Source organism: Agromyces sp. NPDC057679 (genome assembly GCF_042799635.1).
Taxonomy (GTDB): domain Bacteria; phylum Actinomycetota; class Actinomycetes; order Actinomycetales; family Microbacteriaceae; genus Agromyces.
The window spans coordinates 1,228,739-1,246,666 of the sequence record NZ_JBHVIK010000002.1 but is presented as its reverse complement, the minus strand read 5'-3'; the positions used below and the strand labels follow the sequence as shown (position 1 = coordinate 1,246,666).

The 17,928-nt window shown below is 71.1% G+C and carries 18 protein-coding genes and 1 tRNA gene; 7 read left to right on the top strand and 12 right to left on the bottom strand.

Features of this window, described 5'->3' with window-relative positions; translation table 11 throughout:
- The first annotated feature begins 19 nt into the window (after positions 1 to 19).
- The gene (locus tag ACFVAJ_RS12665) at positions 20 to 1,891 is read left to right on the top strand and encodes an ATP-binding protein (RefSeq protein WP_376944521.1); all 1,872 of its coding nucleotides are present in this window, start codon (positions 20 to 22) and stop codon (positions 1,889 to 1,891) included.
- A 123-nt stretch (positions 1,892 to 2,014) separates the two neighbouring features.
- Positions 2,015 to 2,305, top strand: coding sequence for a WXG100 family type VII secretion target (locus ACFVAJ_RS12660; protein WP_376944519.1), 291 nt, complete (start codon positions 2,015 to 2,017; stop codon positions 2,303 to 2,305).
- 207 nt (positions 2,306 to 2,512) lie between these two features.
- On the opposite strand, the gene groL is transcribed toward ACFVAJ_RS12660, so the two are convergent.
- The 5 genes from groL to ACFVAJ_RS12635 form a co-directional block, all read right to left on the bottom strand.
- A complete protein-coding gene (gene groL, locus ACFVAJ_RS12655; protein WP_376944517.1) occupies positions 2,513 to 4,132 on the bottom strand; it encodes a chaperonin GroEL in 1,620 nt (539 codons plus the stop codon).
- Between the two features lie 154 nt (positions 4,133 to 4,286).
- A complete protein-coding gene (locus ACFVAJ_RS12650; RefSeq protein ID WP_376944515.1) occupies positions 4,287 to 5,336 on the bottom strand; it encodes a DUF3048 domain-containing protein in 1,050 nt (349 codons plus the stop codon).
- A 103-nt stretch (positions 5,337 to 5,439) separates the two neighbouring features.
- Positions 5,440 to 5,643 (bottom strand): cold-shock protein, encoded by a 204-nt coding sequence (locus tag ACFVAJ_RS12645; RefSeq protein WP_022889901.1) that lies wholly within the window; start codon positions 5,641 to 5,643, stop codon positions 5,440 to 5,442.
- A 204-nt stretch (positions 5,644 to 5,847) separates the two neighbouring features.
- Complete coding sequence (locus ACFVAJ_RS12640; protein ID WP_376944513.1) at positions 5,848 to 6,393, bottom strand: LytR C-terminal domain-containing protein; 546 nt, start codon at positions 6,391 to 6,393, stop codon at positions 5,848 to 5,850.
- 28 nt (positions 6,394 to 6,421) lie between these two features.
- Positions 6,422 to 6,718: a DUF3263 domain-containing protein gene (locus ACFVAJ_RS12635; RefSeq protein WP_376944511.1), complete on the bottom strand. Its 297-nt coding sequence runs from the start codon at positions 6,716 to 6,718 to the stop codon at positions 6,422 to 6,424.
- A 202-nt stretch (positions 6,719 to 6,920) separates the two neighbouring features.
- On the opposite strand from ACFVAJ_RS12635, the gene msrB reads away from it, so the two are divergent.
- Both msrB and ACFVAJ_RS12625 read left to right on the top strand, forming a co-directional pair.
- Positions 6,921 to 7,322, top strand: a complete 402-nt coding sequence (msrB, locus tag ACFVAJ_RS12630) for a peptide-methionine (R)-S-oxide reductase MsrB (RefSeq protein ID WP_376944509.1) — start codon at positions 6,921 to 6,923, stop codon at positions 7,320 to 7,322.
- A 1-nt stretch (position 7,323) separates the two neighbouring features.
- Entirely contained in the window at positions 7,324 to 7,872 is a 549-nt protein-coding gene (locus ACFVAJ_RS12625; protein WP_376944507.1) for a nitroreductase family protein, read from the top strand.
- On the opposite strand, the gene ACFVAJ_RS12620 is transcribed toward ACFVAJ_RS12625, so the two are convergent.
- From ACFVAJ_RS12620 to ACFVAJ_RS12610, 3 genes are all read right to left on the bottom strand, one after another.
- Complete coding sequence (locus tag ACFVAJ_RS12620; protein WP_376944505.1) at positions 7,856 to 8,944, bottom strand: DMT family transporter; 1,089 nt, start codon at positions 8,942 to 8,944, stop codon at positions 7,856 to 7,858. The genes ACFVAJ_RS12625 and ACFVAJ_RS12620 overlap by 17 nt on opposite strands.
- 1 nt (position 8,945) lies before the next feature.
- Positions 8,946 to 9,018 (bottom strand) — tRNA-Thr (locus ACFVAJ_RS12615).
- A 94-nt stretch (positions 9,019 to 9,112) separates the two neighbouring features.
- Entirely contained in the window at positions 9,113 to 10,045 is a 933-nt protein-coding gene (locus tag ACFVAJ_RS12610) for a DsbA family protein (RefSeq protein WP_376944503.1), read from the bottom strand.
- 281 nt (positions 10,046 to 10,326) lie between these two features.
- Between ACFVAJ_RS12610 and ACFVAJ_RS12605 the strand changes: the two genes are divergently transcribed.
- Complete coding sequence (locus ACFVAJ_RS12605; RefSeq protein ID WP_376944501.1) at positions 10,327 to 11,427, top strand: ABC transporter ATP-binding protein; 1,101 nt, start codon at positions 10,327 to 10,329, stop codon at positions 11,425 to 11,427.
- A gap of 106 nt (positions 11,428 to 11,533) precedes the next feature.
- Complete coding sequence (locus tag ACFVAJ_RS12600) at positions 11,534 to 12,853, top strand: DUF4032 domain-containing protein (RefSeq protein WP_376944498.1); 1,320 nt, start codon at positions 11,534 to 11,536, stop codon at positions 12,851 to 12,853.
- A gap of 54 nt (positions 12,854 to 12,907) precedes the next feature.
- Here ACFVAJ_RS12600 and rlmB read toward each other — a convergent pair whose 3' ends face one another.
- From rlmB to ACFVAJ_RS12580, 4 genes are all read right to left on the bottom strand, one after another.
- Positions 12,908 to 13,942: a 23S rRNA (guanosine(2251)-2'-O)-methyltransferase RlmB gene (gene rlmB / locus ACFVAJ_RS12595; RefSeq protein WP_376944496.1), complete on the bottom strand. Its 1,035-nt coding sequence runs from the start codon at positions 13,940 to 13,942 to the stop codon at positions 12,908 to 12,910.
- On the bottom strand, positions 13,939 to 15,363 hold the full coding sequence (cysS, locus tag ACFVAJ_RS12590; RefSeq protein WP_376944494.1) for a cysteine--tRNA ligase: 1,425 nt from the start codon (positions 15,361 to 15,363) through the stop codon (positions 13,939 to 13,941). The genes rlmB and cysS overlap by 4 nt, the downstream gene beginning before the upstream one ends.
- A gap of 44 nt (positions 15,364 to 15,407) precedes the next feature.
- The gene (gene ispD, locus ACFVAJ_RS12585) at positions 15,408 to 16,631 is read right to left on the bottom strand and encodes a 2-C-methyl-D-erythritol 4-phosphate cytidylyltransferase (protein ID WP_376944492.1); all 1,224 of its coding nucleotides are present in this window, start codon (positions 16,629 to 16,631) and stop codon (positions 15,408 to 15,410) included.
- A 123-nt stretch (positions 16,632 to 16,754) separates the two neighbouring features.
- A complete protein-coding gene (locus ACFVAJ_RS12580) occupies positions 16,755 to 17,237 on the bottom strand; it encodes a CarD family transcriptional regulator (RefSeq protein WP_022889889.1) in 483 nt (160 codons plus the stop codon).
- Positions 17,238 to 17,392: 155 nt separating this feature from the next.
- Between ACFVAJ_RS12580 and ACFVAJ_RS12575 the strand changes: the two genes are divergently transcribed.
- Positions 17,393 to 17,869, top strand: a complete 477-nt coding sequence (locus ACFVAJ_RS12575) for a hypothetical protein (protein WP_376944490.1) — start codon at positions 17,393 to 17,395, stop codon at positions 17,867 to 17,869.
- The last annotated feature ends 59 nt before the right edge of the window (positions 17,870 to 17,928 follow it).

The following is a 17,928-nucleotide window of genomic DNA, read 5'->3' as shown; positions in this document are numbered from 1 at the left end:
CGCCTAGACTCGGCCCGCCATGAATCAGACGTTGTTCGAGCGGTGGAACCGCATCTCGCTCCGCACCAAGATCACCGGGGTGACGGTGCTGATGCTGACGCTCGGGCTGCTCGTCTCGGGCATCGGCACGGCCGCGATGCTGCGCTCCTACGTCGAGGATCAGATGGGTTCGAAGCTCGAGGCGATCGCCTCGGGGTCGATGAAGCAGTATTTCGAGATCGACAGCGACAAGCCCCGCGTCCAGACGAACCTCAACCAGCTCGACTTCTCGTCGAAGGACGACGTGTTCGTCGCGATCTACACCGCGACCGGCGAATACAAGCGCAACAACTGGGAGGACGTCCCCGAGGAGCAGTGGCCCGACTTCCCGGCGACGATGACCCAGGCGCAGGTCACCGCCATCAACAGCGGGCACTACGAGACGTTCCCCCTCGACGATGCGAACGGCGACCCCACCTTCCGCGCCGTCGCGGCGCTCATGACGGCCGACTCGCACGGCACGCTGGTGCCGATCGTGATCGCCGTCTCCACGCAGGACACCGAGCGCCTGCTCGCCGTGTACCTCACGATCTTCTTCGGCTTCGGCTTCGGCGTGGTGCTCGTCGGCGCCCTCCTCACCCGGATGCTCGTGACGAGCACCTTCGGCCCGCTCCGCGAGGTCGAGCGCACGGCCGCGGCGATCGCCGACGGCGACTTCAGCCAACGACTCGGCGGCGCGACGCCGAACACCGAGGTCGGCCGCCTCAACCGCTCGCTCAACACGATGCTCAACCGCATCGACCGCGCGTTCCGCGACCGCGCCCGCACGATCGACCAGATGCGCCGGTTCGTCGGCGACGCCTCGCACGAGCTGCGCACCCCGCTCGTCTCCGTGCGCGGCTACGCCGAGCTCTACCGGATGGGCGCGCTGCAGTCGCCCGACGAGGTCGCGCAGGCGATGGACCGGATCGAGAAGGAGGCCATCCGCATGGGCGGCCTCGTCGAGGACCTGCTCGCACTCGCCCGCCTCGACGAGGCGAAGCCGCTCGAGCTCGCCGAGGTCGACCTCGTGCCGCTCGCCCGCGACGCGGCCCTCGACACCATGGCGGCGCACCCCGGTCGTACCGTCACGGTGATCGCGCCCGAAGAGCCGGGCGACGCGGATGCCGCCGCCGACGCCGCACCCGAGCTGGAGGTCGAGCTCGACCCCGGCGCCCGCACCGCCTCGACCGGCCCCATCTCGTTCGCCGGCGCCACGCTGGCGCGCCTGCGCGGGCGGCAGCCCCGCAGCGAGCCCTCGCCGGCGGCCGTGGCGCGCAAGGAGGCGCAGGCCGCCCGTCGTGCGGCGAATGCGGCAGCCCAGGCTGCGCGACGCGCGGGCCGACAGAACGCGGCGCACACCGCGCGCGCCGAGGCCGAGGCCGCGGCCAAGGCCGCCGAACGCACGGCGGCAGCCGCCGCGGCGGCGGAGACCGCAGCCGTGCATGCCGCCGAAGCGACGCCGAAACCTGTCCGCCGTGCAGTGGTGCTCGCGGAGGAGAACAAGATCCGCCAGGTCATCACGAACCTGATGGGCAACGCGATCCGCTTCACGAACGACGGCAGCCCGCTCGAGATCCGCGTGTCGATCGACGATGCCGCCGAGCGCACGATGATCGAGGTCGTCGACCACGGTGAGGGCATCCCCCCGCAGATCCGCGAGAAGATCTTCCAGCGATTCTGGCGCGCCGACACCTCGCGCACGCGCGAGACGGGCGGCTCGGGCCTCGGGCTCGCGATCGTCTCCTCGATCGTCGCGGCGCACAACGGCGCGGTCGACGTGGTCGAGACGCCGGGCGGAGGAGCGACGTTCCGGGTCATGCTGCCGCTCGCCGGGTCGTCGGCGGCGCCGCAGCCGATCGCCGAGGTGTGAGAGCCGAGGCACCCCTCCTCCCCAGTCGCGACGCGACCGTCCGGCTTCGCGGCGTTCGCGCTCACGGCTGCGGTGACACGAAGCACGAATAGCGTGTGGGCACACCGAACGAAGGGATGCCCCATGACCAGCTACCACGTCGACGCCGAACAGGTCGCCGCAGCCACACAGACCGCGCAGGGCACGATCGGGCGCATCCAGTCCGACGTGCAGGCGCTCCTCGCCCAGCTCACCGGCCTGCAGTCGTCGTGGTCGGGTCAGGCCTCGAGCGCGTTCCAGGGCGCGGTCTCCGACTGGCGGGCCACGCAGCTCCAGGTCGAGCAGAGCCTCGTCGGGCTCAGCCGCGCGCTCGGCATCGCCGCGACGCAGTACACCGAGGCGGAGCAGGCGAACGCACGACTCTTCCTGCGCTGAGTCGTCGGCGAGCACCGGCACGGGTGACCCGTGCACCCGACTGGGCGATGACAGGGTGAAACCGAGATGTGCGACGGCACCGAGTCCGTCGAGGGCCTCGGCGGCCGCAGCACGCCGCGGCGGCTCCGCCGACCGCACGCCGCGCACGACGAAGGGCGCCTCCCTCTGGGGAGACGCCCTTCGTGCGATCGCGTGTCGCGGACCTGCTTAGAAGTCCATGCCACCCGTGGGGTCGCCGGCCGGAACCGGGTTCTTCTCGGGCTTGTCGGCGACGACGGCCTCGGTGGTGAGGAAGAGACCGGCGATCGAAGCCGCGTTGAGCAGCGCCGAGCGGGTGACCTTCACCGGGTCGTTGATGCCCGCAGCGAGCATGTCGACGTACTCGCCGGTCGCGGCGTTGAGGCCCTGGCCGACCGGGAGGTTGCGCACGCGGTCGACCACGACGCCCGGCTCGAGGCCGGCGTTGAGGGCGATCTGCTTGAGCGGGGCGTCGATCGCGACGCGCACGATGTTCGCACCGGTCGCCTCGTCGCCCGAGACCTCGAGCTTCTCGAAGGCGGTCTTGCCGGCCTGGATGAGCGCGACGCCACCACCGGCGACGATGCCCTCCTCGACGGCGGCCTTCGCGTTGCGGACCGCGTCTTCGATGCGGTGCTTGCGCTCCTTGAGCTCGACCTCGGTGGCCGCACCCGCCTTGATGACGGCGACGCCGCCGGCGAGCTTGGCGAGGCGCTCCTGGAGCTTCTCGCGGTCGTAGTCGGAGTCGGTGTTGTCGATCTCCTTGCGGATCTGCGCGACGCGACCGGCGATGGCCTCCTCGTCACCGGCACCCTCGACGATGGTCGTCTCGTCCTTGGTGATGATGACCTTGCGGGCCTGGCCGAGCAGGTCGAGGGTGACGTTCTCGAGCTTGAGGCCGACCTCCTCGGAGATGACCTGGCCGCCGGTGAGGATCGCGATGTCCTGGAGCTGCGCCTTGCGACGGTCGCCGAAGCCGGGAGCCTTGACGGCGACCGACTTGAAGATGCCGCGGATCTTGTTGACGATCAGGGTCGCGAGCGCCTCGCCGTCGACGTCCTCGGCGATGATGAGCAGCTGCTTGCCGGTCTGGATCACCTTGTCGACGATGGGCAGCAGGTCCTTGATGTTCGAGACCTTGCTGTTGACGATCAGGATGTAGGGGTCCTCGAAGACCGCCTCCTGGCGCTCGGGGTCGGTGACGAAGTACGCCGACAGGTAGCCCTTGTCGAAGCGCATGCCCTCGGTGAGCTCGAGCTCGGTGCCGAAGGTGTTCGACTCCTCGACGGTGACGACGCCCTCCTTGCCGACCTTGTCGATCGCCTCGGCGATGAGCGCACCGATCTGCTCGTCGGCGGCCGAGATCGAGGCCGTGGCGGCGATCTCTTCCTTCGTCTCGACGTCCTTCGCGTTGGCGAGGAGCTCGGCCTCGACGGCCTGGACGGCCTTCTCGATGCCGCGCTTCAGCGAGATGGGGTCGGCGCCTGCGGCGACGTTGCGGAGGCCTTCGCGAACGAGCGCCTGGGCGAGCACGACCGAGGTCGTGGTGCCGTCGCCGGCGACGTCGTCGGTCTTCTTGGCGACCTCCTTGACGAGCTCGGCGCCGATCTTCTCGTACGGGTCGTCGAGCTCGATCTCCTTGGCGATCGACACGCCGTCGTTCGTGATCGTGGGGGCGCCCCACTTCTTCTCGAGCACGACGTTGCGACCGCGCGGGCCGAGGGTCACCTTGACGGCGTCGGCGAGCGTGTTGAGGCCACGCTCGAGGCCGCGGCGGGCCTCCTCATCGAAAGCAATGATCTTTGCCATGTGTGTTTCTCGCCCCTTCTCGGACGTCTTCAAAGATTCGTGATTAGCACTCAAATCACGTGAGTGCTAAAACGATTCTGGCACTCGACCGCCATGAGTGCAAGCGAGCCCGGTGCCCTCGGCGCACGCCGAGCGCGAACAACGCGAGGGTCCGTCACGGGGTGAACGAGGCGCTGCCGCTCTCCGGGAGGAGTTCGATCCACGTGTTGCCGGGCGCGAGCCGCAGCGGTGAGCCGTCGTCGGCCGTGAGCACGATCGGCGAGGCCGCGGCGTCCTTCGACCAGGTGCCGTGCGCCGTGCGCCCGCCGGCCGACACCCAGGCCTCGCCTGACCCGATGAGCACGGTCTTCGGCACCTCGCCGTACCGCCAGTCGATGCCGACCTCGAGCGTCACCACGTTCGTCGCACGCACCCGTCCACCTCCGGCCTCGAGGTCCGCGGTCCCCTCCTGCGAGCGCAGCCACGAGGACGAACCGGCATCCCAGTCCCACGACGGCGATCGTCCCTCGGAGAAGACCAGCGCGATGCGCGAGGTCGGCGCGGCGGCGAGCGTCGGATCGGCGAGCGGGTCGGCAGTGCCGTACTCGAACAGCACGGGCGGCGGCTCGAGCTCCGCGTTGCGCGCCATCGTCTCGGCGGCGTCGAGGATCACGTCGTGCGGGCCCGGCCGCTCGTCGGCCCGGGAGTACAGCCCGGTCTCGTCGAGGTCGAAGACGACGTTGACGAGCGGGGTCGCCATCATCATCGCGACGAACTGGTCCTGCCCGCCCGAGTACGCGATGACACCGCCGAGCGGCGAGGCGATGTCGGGATCCATCGGGCGGATGGAGCGCACCGGCCCGATCACGTCCGGCATGTCCGAGTGCCAGACCGCGAGGTAGCGGGTGAGGCCGCCCTCCACGAGCTCCTCGAAGACGAGGTCGGTCCGGTTCAGCGCGATCTGCGGTCGCGCATCCTCATGGTTGTCGATCTTGGCGGCGAGCGAGGGATGCTGCGGCGCGGCCGGGTCGGTCGGCGTGCCCCGGAGCGGGGAGTACGCCACGGCGAACGGCTGCGAACTGCCGACCGGTCGGGGCTCTGCGGTCGGCGTGGGGGTCGGCTCGGGCGGCGCCTGCTGGCAGCCCGCGACGAGCACCGCCGCGACGGCGACGGCGGCGAGGGCGGCCCCTCGTCGCCGAAAGGTCGCTCGGACCCCCGTGGCCATGGCCACATGCTAGCGAGGCACGGGGAGCGGTGGCCTGCGATCTCCCCGGACACGCCGAACGCACCGTCGGAGGGGCGACGGCGCGTTCGGAATTCGTGTGCGCTCAGGCGGGACGAACGGCTTCGGCCTGCGGCCCCTTCGACCCCGTGCCGACCTCGAAGACGACCTGCTGGCCCTCTTCGAGCACCTTGTACCCGGCCATGTCGATGGCGGAGTAGTGGACGAAGACGTCCTGGCCGTCCCCGTCGACGGTGATGAACCCGTATCCCTTTTCAGCGTTGAACCACTTGACGGTTCCGTTCGCCATTCGTTGCTCCCATGTTGCGGTGTGTGGATCAGCACCTGCCTGTCGCCTGTACCGGGTCGCCCTCGACGCGGGCGAACGAGGCACCTGAGGTGCCGGACGTGCACACGGGCTCGGGCGACCAACTCCAGATAGTCACACCGCGCGGCCCGGACGCAAGGGGATGCGCGTCACGAATGGTCGCAGAATGGCAACGATTCGCCCGGCTCAGCCGGCCGAGGCCTCCGCGTAGTCCGAACCGAGCACGAGCACGAGCGGCGTCCCCGTCTCGGCGAAGCTCTCGGAGAGGCGCACGTCGGCCTCGGGCAGCAGCGTCGCGACGCCGCGCGCGGCGCCCTCCAGGTCGGGCGTCGCGTAGTAGACGACCGTCTCCGTGAGGTCGCTCGCACTCGCGTTGGCCGTGGCGTCGACCGGCACACCGCCGGCGGTGAGCGCCTCGGTGGCCTTGGCCGCGAGCCCGGCGGTCGTGGTGCCGTTCAGCACGGTCACCTTCACCTCGGGCGCGATCGTCGGCTCCGCGGTCGCGGTCGGCGTGGGCGTCGCGGCCGGGTCGGGCCCGCTCGCGGCGTTCAGCCGGTCGTTGAAGATCATGACGCCCGCGATGCCGACCCCGGCGAGCACGACGGTCGCGAGCGCGGCCCAGCCGAACCGGATCCATCGAGCCCCGCGGCGGGCGGGCGCGCGATGGGCGCCGACGCGGTCGATGCCGTGCGGGATCGTGTCGAAGCGATCGCGAGGGAACTTCTGCGCCATGTGATCCAGATTCGGGTCGGGGCCTGGCTCAGTCGAGCGGTCGGCCGAGGGGAATCGAACGGCTGGAGCGTGCCGCCCGGCGCGCCGAACGCATCCGCTGCAGTCGCTTGACGAGCATCGGATCGTGGCGGAGCGCCGCCGGCGAGTCGATGAGCTCGCCGAGAATCCGATAGTAGCGGGCGGCGGAGATGCCGAATTCGTCGCGGATCGCCTCGGCCTTGCGGGCGGGCTGCTGCCACGCGCGCGCCTCGAAGGCGAGCACGCGGAGTTGGCGGTCGTCGAGGCCGACGACAGCTGGTCGGTCGGGCACGCGCTCCGCGCTCATCCGTTCCTCCCGTCGCGGCGGTCGACGCACCGCCTGCAGCACATACTAGGGAACGCCCGCCGAGAGTGCGCCGAGTGATCGCGGCGTGTGCCGTCGGCCGGAACACACGGACGCTCCGCGGCGTTGCATCCGTTGCGGCCGCACCCGTGCGGCCGAGCTGAGACGATGGAACCCGTCGACCGCACCCCGAGAGGAGCACCCCATGTCCTACCCCGTGAACAAGAGCGATGCCGAGTGGCGAGCCGAGCTGGGCGACGACCAGTACTCGGTGCTCCGCGAGGCGGCGACCGAGCGCCCCTGGACGGGCGAACTGCTCGACGAGGAGCGCGCCGGCGTCTACAACTGCGCCGCGTGCAAGGCCGAGCTCTTCAAGAGCGGCACGAAGTTCGACTCGGGCTGCGGCTGGCCGAGCTTCTACGAGTCGGTGCGCCCCGAGGCGGTCGAGCTCATCGAGGACCGCACCCTCGGCATGGTCCGCACCGAGGTCCGCTGCGCGAACTGCGGCTCGCACCTCGGCCACGTCTTCCCCGACGGGTTCGGCACCCCGACGGGCGACCGGTACTGCATGAACTCGCTCGCCCTCGGCTTCACGCCCGAGTCCTGAGGTGGCATCGGTTCGCGAAGCGGCGCTCGCCCGGCGTTCGGCGCCGAAGGTGACGGATGCCGCGCCCGACGACGCCGAACTCCTCGAGCTGCTCGGCGTCGCCGAGCGGGTCGCCGACCACGCCGCCCTCCGGCCGTGGCGCACGATCGCGCTCCGCGGCGCCGCTCGCGAGCGGCTCGGCGAAGCCCTCGTGGCCGCGTCGGGCTTCGAGGGCCACGCGGCCGAGAAGCTCGCGGCCAAGCCGCTCCGGGCACCGCTGGTGCTCGCGCTCGTGCTCTCGCCGCGATTCCATCCGAAGGCGCCCGAATGGGAGCAGCTCGTCGCCGCAGCCGGCGTCGGTCATCTCCTGAGCCTCCTCCTCGACGAGGCGGGCTGGGGGGTCATGTGGCGCACGGGGCCGTTCACGAGGCATCCTGCCGTCGCCGAGATGCACGGGCTCGCACCGGGCGAGCAGTTGCTCGGCTGGCTGTACGTCGGGGGGCGACCCGACGGCGCGCGCCCCGGGCGCCCGTCCGAGCGTCCGGCGCCGCGGTTCAGCTCGATCGACTGACCGCGGCCTCGTCGCCCTCGCCCGGCTCGTCCTCGCCGGGCACGTCGGCCCGGTGCCGGTGGCGCGACCACCGGATCGACGCGACCGCGACCGCGACGACGGCGAGCACGGTGCCGCCGATCGTGGCGCCGTCGACCGGGCGGCCGGTGGGCAGCAGCAGGTCGAGGGCGAGCGCCCCGGCGAGCTGGCCGGCGACGCCGCAGAGGGCGAGCAGCAGCACGCCGATCACACGCACGACGAGCGCCTGCCCGGCGATGAAGATGCAGCCGATCGCGCCGCCGAGGTAGAGCCAGGGCTCGGTCGGCAGCCGCTCGGGCCATCCCGCGATCGCGGCGTGCCCGAGCATGACGACCACGAGCGCGACGGTGCCGACGAGGAAGTTGCCGAACGCCGCGGTGAGCGCGCTGCCCGCCTCGGCCTTCACCCGCCCGTTGACGGCCTGCTGCCATCCGACGCCGAGTCCGGCGACGAACGGGAACAGCATCACGAGGAGCGGCACGTCGTGGGCGAGCTGCGCCGACACGGCCCAGCCGATCGCGACGAGTGCGAGCAGCGCGCCGAGCACGCGCATCGGGGTGAGCGGGCGCCGACCGCCCGGACCGAGCCCGATCAGGTCGAACACGATGCCGCCGATGGTCTGGCCCGCGACGATCGCGACCGTGAACATGGCCACGCCGAGCACGCCGGCCGAGAGCCCCTGGGTGACGACGAACCAGGCGCCGGCGAGCCCGCCGAGCACCATCCACCACGCGAGGCGTCCGGCGCGGAGGCCCGCGAGGACCCGCCCGACCCCCTCCCGGCCGGGGCGCCACACCGCGAGCGCGACCGTCAGGATGACGAGACCGGTGCCGAAGGAGATCGCCGCCGCCGTGTACGGGTCGTCGAGCTCGGCGGCGAGCTGGCCGTTGATGCGCGACTGGAGCGCGGTGCCCGCACCGAACACGATCGCGAGCACGACCGCGATCCAGAGCGGCATGCGGGTGCGCTCGACATGCGGGTGGACGTGCGCATGGCGGTGGACGGGGCTGTGCGGTTCGGCGTTCGACGGTACGCCGGCGATGTCTTCGGTCAAGAGCCGGCTACGGGACTCGAACCCGTAACCACCGCTTTACAAGAGCGGTGCGCTACCAATTGCGCCAAGCCGGCAGAGGGCGGAGGCCCCGTCGGATCATCCTACCCGGGAGGCTCCGACGACGAAGGCCCGGCGCGAACGCCGGGCCTTCGTCTGGATGCGTCGCGACTACGACGCGGGCGTCGGGGTGGGGGTCGGGGTCGGCGTGGAGTTCGACTCCGAGAACGCCTCGCCCGTGGCCTGCAGCACGAACGACTGGAACTCGGCCGGATCGGTGAGCGAACCCACGTACTGCTTGCCGTTCACGAGCACGGTCGGGGTGCCCTTGATCGACTCGAGGTCGGAGTTCGGAACGGGCTGCGTGAGCGCGCGCTCGGTCGCGTTGTTCACCCAGCCGAAGAACTCCTTCGAGTCGATGCAGCTCTCGATCGTGCCGACCGACGACGCACCGGCCTCCTTCACGAAGCCCTTGATCTCATCGTTCGTGAGACCGGTCGAGCCCTCATCGGGCTGGTTCGCGAAGAGCAGCGCGTTGAAGTCGAAGAACGACTCGGGCGAGGTGTCGGCCACGCACGCCGCGGCGTTCGCCGCACGCAGCGAGTACTGGGTGCCCGCCGACTTGTTCGTGAGGATCGCGAGGGGGTGCGTCTCGAGGGTGGCGGCGCCCTGCTCGACCATCGTGCGGATCGTCTCGCCGTTCGTCGTCTCGAACTGGCCGCAGAAGGGGCACAGGTAGTCGACGTAGACGACGATGTTCGCGACCGTGCCGCTGTCGTCCTGCTCGGTGGGGATCGGGTCGGCGTCGGCGGGAAGCGACTTCGTCTCGACCGGGGTGACGACGCCGTCGACTCCGGTGAGCAGGATGCCGTTGCTGGCCATGTTGGCCGGGCCGGGGCCCGCGGGCTTCATGTTCTGCACGACGACGCCGATGACCAGGCCGATCACGAGGATGACGGCGACGGTCACGCCGCCGACCAGCAGGAACTTGTTGCGGCGCTCGCGCTTCTTCTGCGCTTCGCGCAGCTCCCTGGCCTTCTCGCGCGCGGCTTCGCGCTGCTGGTTACGGGTGGGGCGTGGCTGGTTCGATCCGCCGTTGCTCATCGATGGTCACTCCGGTCGCTGTGTGGGCGCGCGCGAGTGCAGGCGCACGCAATGACGATAGTAGGGAGGATGGCTGGGAATCACCCAAACGGGCACTGAACGCGCCCTCCACCTCCACCGGGCCGCAGCTGAGGATGCCTCGGCGACGGTGCCGGGGCATCCACCCGGCTGGTCGGGAGCCCGCTTCGCGCGTGCGATACTGAGGAGGCGTCGATGTCGACGCGCTTCCATTCACTACGGATCGTCCGGCACGTACCTGCCGGTGAAGGAGAGAAAGCACCATGGCGTCAGTCACGTTCGACAAGGCCACCCGCCTGTACCCGGGCGGCACCCGCCCCGCGGTCGACCAGCTCGACCTCGAGATCGCCGACGGCGAGTTCCTCGTGCTCGTCGGCCCGTCGGGTTGCGGCAAGTCCACGTCGCTCCGCATGCTCGCCGGCCTCGAAGAGGTCAACGACGGCAACATCTTCATCGGCGACCGCAACGTCACCGACGTGCCCCCGAAGGACCGCGACATCGCGATGGTCTTCCAGAACTACGCGCTGTACCCGCACATGACGGTCGCCGAGAACATGGGCTTCGCGCTCAAGATCGCCGGCGTCGGCAAGGAGGAGCGCGCCGCGCGCGTCCTCGAGGCCGCGAAGCTCCTCGACCTCGAGCCCTACCTCTCGCGCAAGCCGAAGGCCCTCTCGGGCGGCCAGCGCCAGCGCGTCGCCATGGGCCGCGCCATCGTGCGCCAGCCCCAGGTGTTCCTCATGGACGAGCCGCTCTCGAACCTCGACGCGAAGCTCCGCGTGCAGACCCGTACCCAGATCGCCTCGCTGCAGCGCCGCCTCGGCGTCACCACCGTCTACGTCACGCACGACCAGACCGAGGCGCTCACCATGGGCGACCGAATCGCCGTGCTGAAGGACGGCCTGCTCCAGCAGGTCGGCACCCCGCGCGACCTCTACGAGAAGCCGCAGAACGTGTTCGTCGCCGGCTTCATCGGCTCGCCCGCGATGAACCTGTTCCACGCCGACCTCGTCGAGTCGGGCGTCAAGTTCGGCTCGGCCGTCGTGCCGGTCGACCGCGACGTCCTCGCCGAGGCCACCAGCACGGTCGCGACCATCGGCGTCCGCCCCGAGGACATCGTCGTCTCGTCGACCCCGGGCGAGGGCCTCGAGGTCGACGTCGACCTCGTCGAGGAGCTCGGCGCCGACGGCTACCTCTACGGCCACTCGACCGTCGAGGGCAAGCGCACCGACATCGTCGCGCGCGTCGACGGCCGCTCGCACCCGAACGCCGGCGACAAGGTGTACCTCACCGCCACGCCGAACCACGTGCACCTCTTCGACGCCGAGTCGGGCGACCGCCTCGGCAACAAGGCCGTCGTCAGCTGACCTCGCGCCTCATGACGACCGATGCCGGTCGGGCGGTTCGCCCGGCCGGCATCGTCGTCTTCCGAGGGCGCCCCCGGGGCATCCGCGCGTCTGGAAGGATCGACCCATGAGCGGTTCACTCTCGATCACTTCGGCGATGGCCGACCCGGCCCTCCTCGATCTGCCGTGGCACCTTCCGCTCGAGTCGTGGCCGAGCGACACGATCGCCGCCCTTCCCAAGGGCATCTCCCGCCACCTCGTGCGCTTCGCGCACCTCGGCGGGCACGTCGTGGCCATCAAGGAGACGACCGCCGAGATGGCGAAGGGCGAGTACGAGATGCTGCGGACGCTGCAGCGCCTCGAGATCCCCTGCGTCGACCCCGTCGCCGTCATCACGAACCGCAGCGACGACGAGGGCGACGAGCTGAAGCCCGTGCTCGTCACCCGGCACCTGCGCTTCTCGCTGCCGTACCGCGCCCTCTTCTCGCAGACGCTGCGGCCCGACACCGCGACCCGCCTCGTCGACGCGCTCGCGGTGCTGCTCGTGCGCCTGCACATCGTCGGCTTCTTCTGGGGCGACGTGTCGCTCTCGAACACGCTGTTCCGCCGCGACGCCGGCGCCTTCGCCGCCTACCTCGTCGATGCCGAGACGGGCAAGCTCTACGAAGGCGGCCTCTCGAACGGGCAGCGCGAGAACGACCTCGAGATCGCGCGGGTGAACATCGCCGGCGAACTCCTCGACCTCGAGGCCGGCGGCAAGGTCGCCGACGAGCTCGACCCGGTTCGCATCTCGAACGGCATCGTCGAGGCCTACCGCAGCCTCTGGACCGAGCTCACGGGCTCCGAGTCGTTCTCCTCCGCCGAGCGCTGGCGCATCAACGAGCGCGTCAACCGGCTCAACGAGCTCGGCTTCGACATCGAGGAGCTCGCGATCAGGACGGATGCCTCGGGCACGACCGTGCGGATCCAGCCGAAGGTCGTCGACGCGGGGCACCACCAGCGCCGGCTCCTCCGCCTCACCGGCATCGACGCGGGCGAGAACCAGGCCCGGCGCCTGCTCAACGACCTCGACTCGTACCGCGCCGCCTACGGAAAGGGCGAGCTCGACGAAGAGATGGTGGCGCACGAATGGCTCATGCGCGTGTTCGAGCCCGTGGTGCGCGCCATCCCCCGCGAGCTGCGCGGCAAGCTCGAACCGGCCGAGGTGTTCCACCAGTTGCTCGAGCACCGCTGGTTCATGGCGCAGCAGGCGGGGCACGACATCCCGCTCGCCGAGGCGGTGACCTCGTACATCAACACCGTGCTGCGCCACCGGCGCGACGAGGCCACCATGATCGACCCGCCGACCGGTTCGCTGACCGCCGCGATCGAGGTCGTGCCGACCGAGACGGCGGCGATGAGCGCCGTCGATCCCGATGACGACGACGACTGGCGCCTGAAGGTGTGAGTGCGGCCGCGAGGCATCCGGCCGGATGCCTCGCGGTGACGCGACTCGCCCGCGCTACTCCCCCGCGGCGCGGAGCTTCGAGATCTCGTAGAGCGTCACCGAGGCGGCGATGCCGGCGTTGAGCGACTCGGTCGTCGCGCTGATCGGGATCGACACGATCGCGTCGCAGGTCTCGGCGACGAGGCGCGAGAGGCCCTTGCCCTCGCTGCCGACGACGACGACGATCGGGCGGTCGGCCCAGCTGAGGCCCGGCAGCGACACGTCGCCGTCGCCGTCGAGGCCGAGCACGAAGACGCCGCGCTCCTTCAGCCCCTTCAGGGTCTGGGTGAGGTTCGCGGCCATCGCGACCGGCACCCGCGCGGCGGCGCCGGCGGACGTCTTCCATGCGGCCGAGTTGACGCCGACCGAACGACGCTGGGGCACGATGACGCCCTGGCCGCCGAAGGCGCCCGTCGAGCGCAGGATCGCACCGAGGTTGCGCGGGTCGGTGATGCCGTCGAGGGCGACGAGCAGCGGCGTCTCGTCGCGTGCGATGACCTCGTCGAGGAGCTCGATCGGGTGCGCGTACTCGTACGGCGGCACCTTGAGGGCGAGGCCCTGGTGCACGCCGCCCTCGCCCGCGAGGCGGTCGAGCTCGGGCTTCATGACCTCGAGGATCGGGATGCCGCGGTTCGTGGCGATCTTCACCGCCTCCTTGACCCGGTCGTCCATCTCGATGCGCGCGGCGATGTAGAGGGTCGTCGCGGGGATGCGGGTACGCAGCGCCTCGACGACCGAGTTGCGGCCCGTCACGATCTCGGACTCGTCGCCCGACTTCGAGCGTCGCGCCGCACCCGATGCGCCCCGGGGCGCGTTCGAACCGCGCCCCTGGCCCGCGACCTTGCCGCCGGCGCGGCCCTTGCCGCCCGCGGCGGCGTAGCGCTCCTGCGCGGCCTTCCGCTTGCCGGCGGGGTGCCAGGCGCGGTCTTCGGCCTTCGGCGTCGGCCCCTTGCCCTCGAGGGCCTGACGGCCCTGGCCGCCAGAGCCGACCTGCTTGTTCTTCGCCTTCCGCACGGCTCCGGCGCGCGACTTGCCGCTGCTGCCCTTCATGATCCCAAACTCCAATGCGTGCCGGTCTGACTGTCTTCGATGGTGATGCCCGCGGCCGTGAGTTCGGCGCGGATCCGGTCGGCCGCCGCGTAGTCCTTCGACTCGCGGGCGGCCTGCCGGTCGTCGATGAGGCGACGGACGAGCACGTCGAGGGCCGCCGCAGCGGGCCCCTGCTCGGCCGCCGACCAGTGGGGGTCGCGGGGGTCGATGCCGAGCACCTGCACCATGGCGGCGACGTGCCCGTGGGCGGTCGCCGCGTCGTGCAGCTCCTCGGCGTCGAGCGCCTGGTTGCCGGCGCGCACGGTGTCGTGCAGCACCGCGAGCGCCTGCGGCACGCCGAGGTCGTCGTCCATCGCGGCCTCGAAGGCCGCGGGCACGACGGGGGCGCCGACGCCCGCGAAGCGGGTGCCCGCGAGCCGCCGCTCGACGCGTTCGAGGAACACGCGGATGCGGTCGACCGCCGCCTCGGCCTCGAGGAGCGAGGCGGGCGCGTAGTCGAGGGTCGAACGGTAGTGCGCCTGGCCGAGCAGGTACCGCACGGCGAGCGGGCTCGCGAGGGCGAAGAGCTCTGCGGCGTAGACCGAGTTGCCGAGCGACTTCGACATCTTCTGGCCGCCGATGTTGACGAGGCCGTTGTGCACCCAGTAGCGGGCGAAGCCGTCGCCCGCGGCGCTCGACTGCGCCAGTTCGTTCTCGTGGTGCGGGAAGCGCAGGTCGAGCCCGCCGCCGTGCAGGTCGAACTCGGAGCCGAGGTAGCGGGCGGCCATGGCCGAGCACTCGATGTGCCAGCCGGGCCGGCCGTCGCCCCACGGCGAGTGCCAGCTCGCCGACTCGGGCTCGCTCGGCTTGCGGCCCTTCCACAGGGCGAAGTCGCGGGGGTCGCGCTTGCCGCGCGGGTCGGCGTCGGCCGCCGCCTCCATCTTGTCGCGCGACTGCCGGGTGAGCTCGCCGTAGGCGGGCCAGCTCGAGGTGTCGAAGTAGACGTCGCCCGAGCCGTCGGCGGCGGGATACGCATGGCCGCGCTCGATGAGGCGCGCGATGAGCTCCTGCATCTGCTGCACGCTCGCGGTCGCCCGGGGCTCGTAGCTCGGCGCGAGGATGCCGAGCGAGTTGTAGGCCCCGGTGAACTCGAGCTCGACCCGGTAGGCGAGGGCCCACCACGTGTCGCTCGTGCCCTCGTCGACGGCGGCCTGCAGGATCTTGTCGTCGATGTCGGTGACGTTGCGCACGAAGACGACGTCGTTGCCGCGGTAGGCGAACCAACGACGCATGATGTCGTAGACGAGCGCGCTGCGGAGGTGGCCGATGTGCGGGCTCGACTGCACCGTCGGTCCGCAGACGTACATGCCGACGCGCCCCTCCCGGAGGGGCACGAAGTCGCGCAGCGCCTGGGCCTTCGAGTCGTAGAGTCGCACGGTCACCTGCAAAGCTTACCGGCGCGACCCCGCGTGACCCGCGCCGCGCGTCAGGCCGGGACGATGAGGGCGGTCGCGATCGCCGCGACGCCCTCGCCGCGACCCGTGAACCCGAGCGCGTCGCTCGTCGTCGCGGCGACGCTGACCGGCGCGCCGAGCACCCGCGAGAGCAGCGCCTCGGCCTCGGCCCTGCGCGGCGCGAGCTTCGGGCGGTTGCCCACGATCTGCACGCTGACGTTGCCGATGCGATGGCCGGATGCCTCGACGAGGCGCCGGGTCTCGGCGAGGAACACCTCGCCGTGGGCGCCGGCGAACCGCGCGTCGGCGGTGCCGAAGACCTGGCCAACGTCGCCGAGCCCGGCCGCGGCGAGGAGCGCGTCGCAGACGGCGTGCGCCGCGGCGTCGCCGTCGGAGTGCCCGGAGAGGCCCCGCTCGCCGGGCCAGTGCAGGCCCGCGAGCCAGAGCGGCGCGTCGTCGTCGGCGAAGGCGTGCACGTCGGTCCCGGTGCCGATCCGCGGCACCGCGGTGCGCGCGGCGGCGGGCGCATCGGCGACGCGCGGCTCGGCGATGCGCTGCGCGGCCGCCCGCTGCTCGGCGAGGAGCTGCTCCGCCCGGCGGAGGTCGGCGGGCACGGTGATCTTGAACGCACGCACGTCGCCGGGCACCGTCTCGACGACGAGCCCCGCGGCGGCGACGAGCGCCGCGTCGTCGGTGAACTCGCCGTGCGCCGTGGCGTAGGCGTGATCGAGCGAGGACCGCGGGAAGCCCTGCGGCGTCTGCACCGCGCGGAGGCTCGAGCGGTCGACGGTCTCGACGACCCGCCCGTCGTCGGCGACGCGCTTCACGGTGTCGACCACGTCGAGGGCGGGCACGATGCCGTGCCCGCGCGCGCGCACGGCGGCGGCGACCTCGTCGAAGAGCAGTGCGGGGGTGAGCGCGCGGGCGGCGTCGTGCACGAGCACCGTCTCGACGGCGGCGGGGAGCACGGCGAGGCCCGCGGCGACGGACTCCTGGCGGCTCGAGCCGCCGGCGACGACGTCGAGCACGGCGCCCGCAGTCGCGGCGTCGGCGGCGAATCGTCTGCGTGCGGCCTCGACGCGATCGCCAGGGACCACGAGCACGAGGTGCGGCGCCTGCCGCATCGCGAGCACGCCGGAGACCGCGGCGGCGAGCACGGTGTCGGTGCCGAGCGGCACGAAGGCCTTGGGCTCGGCATGGCCGAGGCGGGTGCCGCTGCCTGCGGCGACGACGATGACGGCGATCGCTGAACTCACGCTTCGAGCGTAGTCCCGGGTACTCACGGCCCGAGCGCCCGGCTCCGCTGACCGCGCGACGCCGGAGACGACGAACGGCGGGTGCGCGCGCACCCGCCGTTCGACGAAGGATCGGATCGCCCGCTAGGAGGCGAGCACCTCGTCGAGCACGGTCGACGCCGCCTCTTCGTCGGTCTTCTCGGCGAGCGCGAGCTCGGAGATCAGGATCTGACGTGCCTTCGCGAGCATGCGCTTCTCACCTGCGGAGAGACCGCGGTCCTGATCGCGGCGCCAGAGGTCGCGCACGACCTCGGAGACCTTGATCACGTCGCCCGAGGCGAGCTTCTCGAGGTTCGCCTTGTAGCGGCGCGACCAGTTGGTCGGCTCCTCGGTGAAGGGGGCGCGCAGCACCTCGAAGACCTTGTCGAGGCCCTCCTTGCCGATGACGTCGCGAACGCCGACGAGGTCGACGTTCTCCGCGGGCACCTCGATGACGAGATCGCCCTGCGTGACGTTCAGCTTGAGGTAGAGCTTCTCTTCACCCTTGATGATGCGTTTCTTGACCTCGGTGATCGTTGCGGCACCGTGGTGGGGGTAAACGACGGTTTCGCCAACCTCAAAAAGCATGAATGATAGTCCTTTCGGCAACTTTCAGGATATCACATTCCCGATCGTGCTAAGGTTCGCCTCCCCTTCTCGCGGGCGCTCCTGCGTACGATATGCTCGGATTCGATCGCACGTGCCGACTGGTTCGTGCGCGCAGTTTCGCACTTGGAGGTTCTGTGAAGGCGCGTCTCGCCGCATCCGCTGCTCTGGCCCTCGGCGTCGCGCTCGGCGCGAGCGGGTGCTCGATGCTCACCTATCAGGCGACGACCGAGCACTACGACGCGAGCGACGGCGTCTCCGCCAACGTCGGCGACCTCGACCTCCGCAACATCCTCGTCGTCAGCGACGACGGCGTCGACGGCACGCTCGTGCTCACCATCGTGAACAACGGCGAGGACGACGTCGACCTCGACGTGCAGGTCGACGGCGGCGACACCGTGACCATCCCGGTCGACGCGGGCGCGACGGTCGCCTTCGGCGCCGACGCGGTCGAGGGCCTCGACGAGGTCGAGCCGATCGTCCTCGAGGGCATCGACACCGACCCCGGATCGCTCCTGCCGATCTACTTCCAGTACGGCTCGGCCGAGGGCATCGAGAAGCAGGTCCCGGTCCTCGACGGGCGCCTGCCCGAGTACGAGTCGCTCGTTCCCTGAACCGCGACCCACTGAACGCGACGAAGAGCGGATGCCACCGGCATCCGCTCTTCGCATGT

Bases quoted from the DNA above. Each gene is read 5' to 3' on its own strand.
- msrB (WP_376944509.1), top strand. From the start codon at position 6,921: ATGTCCTACCCCGTGAACAAGAGCGATGCCGAGTGGCGAGCCGAGCTG.
- ACFVAJ_RS12645 (WP_022889901.1), bottom strand. From the start codon at position 5,643: ATGGCGAACGGAACCGTCAAGTGGTTCAACGCTGAAAAGGGATACGGG.
- ACFVAJ_RS12610 (WP_376944503.1), bottom strand. From the start codon at position 10,045: ATGAGCAACGGCGGATCGAACCAGCCACGCCCCACCCGTAACCAGCAG.
- ACFVAJ_RS12635 (WP_376944511.1), bottom strand. From the start codon at position 6,718: ATGAGCGCGGAGCGCGTGCCCGACCGACCAGCTGTCGTCGGCCTCGAC.
- ACFVAJ_RS12605 (WP_376944501.1), top strand. From the start codon at position 10,327: ATGGCGTCAGTCACGTTCGACAAGGCCACCCGCCTGTACCCGGGCGGC.
- ACFVAJ_RS12600 (WP_376944498.1), top strand. From the start codon at position 11,534: ATGAGCGGTTCACTCTCGATCACTTCGGCGATGGCCGACCCGGCCCTC.
- ACFVAJ_RS12650 (WP_376944515.1), bottom strand. From the start codon at position 5,336: ATGGCCACGGGGGTCCGAGCGACCTTTCGGCGACGAGGGGCCGCCCTC.
- groL (WP_376944517.1), bottom strand. From the start codon at position 4,132: ATGGCAAAGATCATTGCTTTCGATGAGGAGGCCCGCCGCGGCCTCGAG.
- ACFVAJ_RS12580 (WP_022889889.1), bottom strand. From the start codon at position 17,237: ATGCTTTTTGAGGTTGGCGAAACCGTCGTTTACCCCCACCACGGTGCC.
- ACFVAJ_RS12660 (WP_376944519.1), top strand. From the start codon at position 2,015: ATGACCAGCTACCACGTCGACGCCGAACAGGTCGCCGCAGCCACACAG.
- ACFVAJ_RS12640 (WP_376944513.1), bottom strand. From the start codon at position 6,393: ATGGCGCAGAAGTTCCCTCGCGATCGCTTCGACACGATCCCGCACGGC.
- ACFVAJ_RS12665 (WP_376944521.1), top strand. From the start codon at position 20: ATGAATCAGACGTTGTTCGAGCGGTGGAACCGCATCTCGCTCCGCACC.
- rlmB (WP_376944496.1), bottom strand. From the start codon at position 13,942: ATGAAGGGCAGCAGCGGCAAGTCGCGCGCCGGAGCCGTGCGGAAGGCG.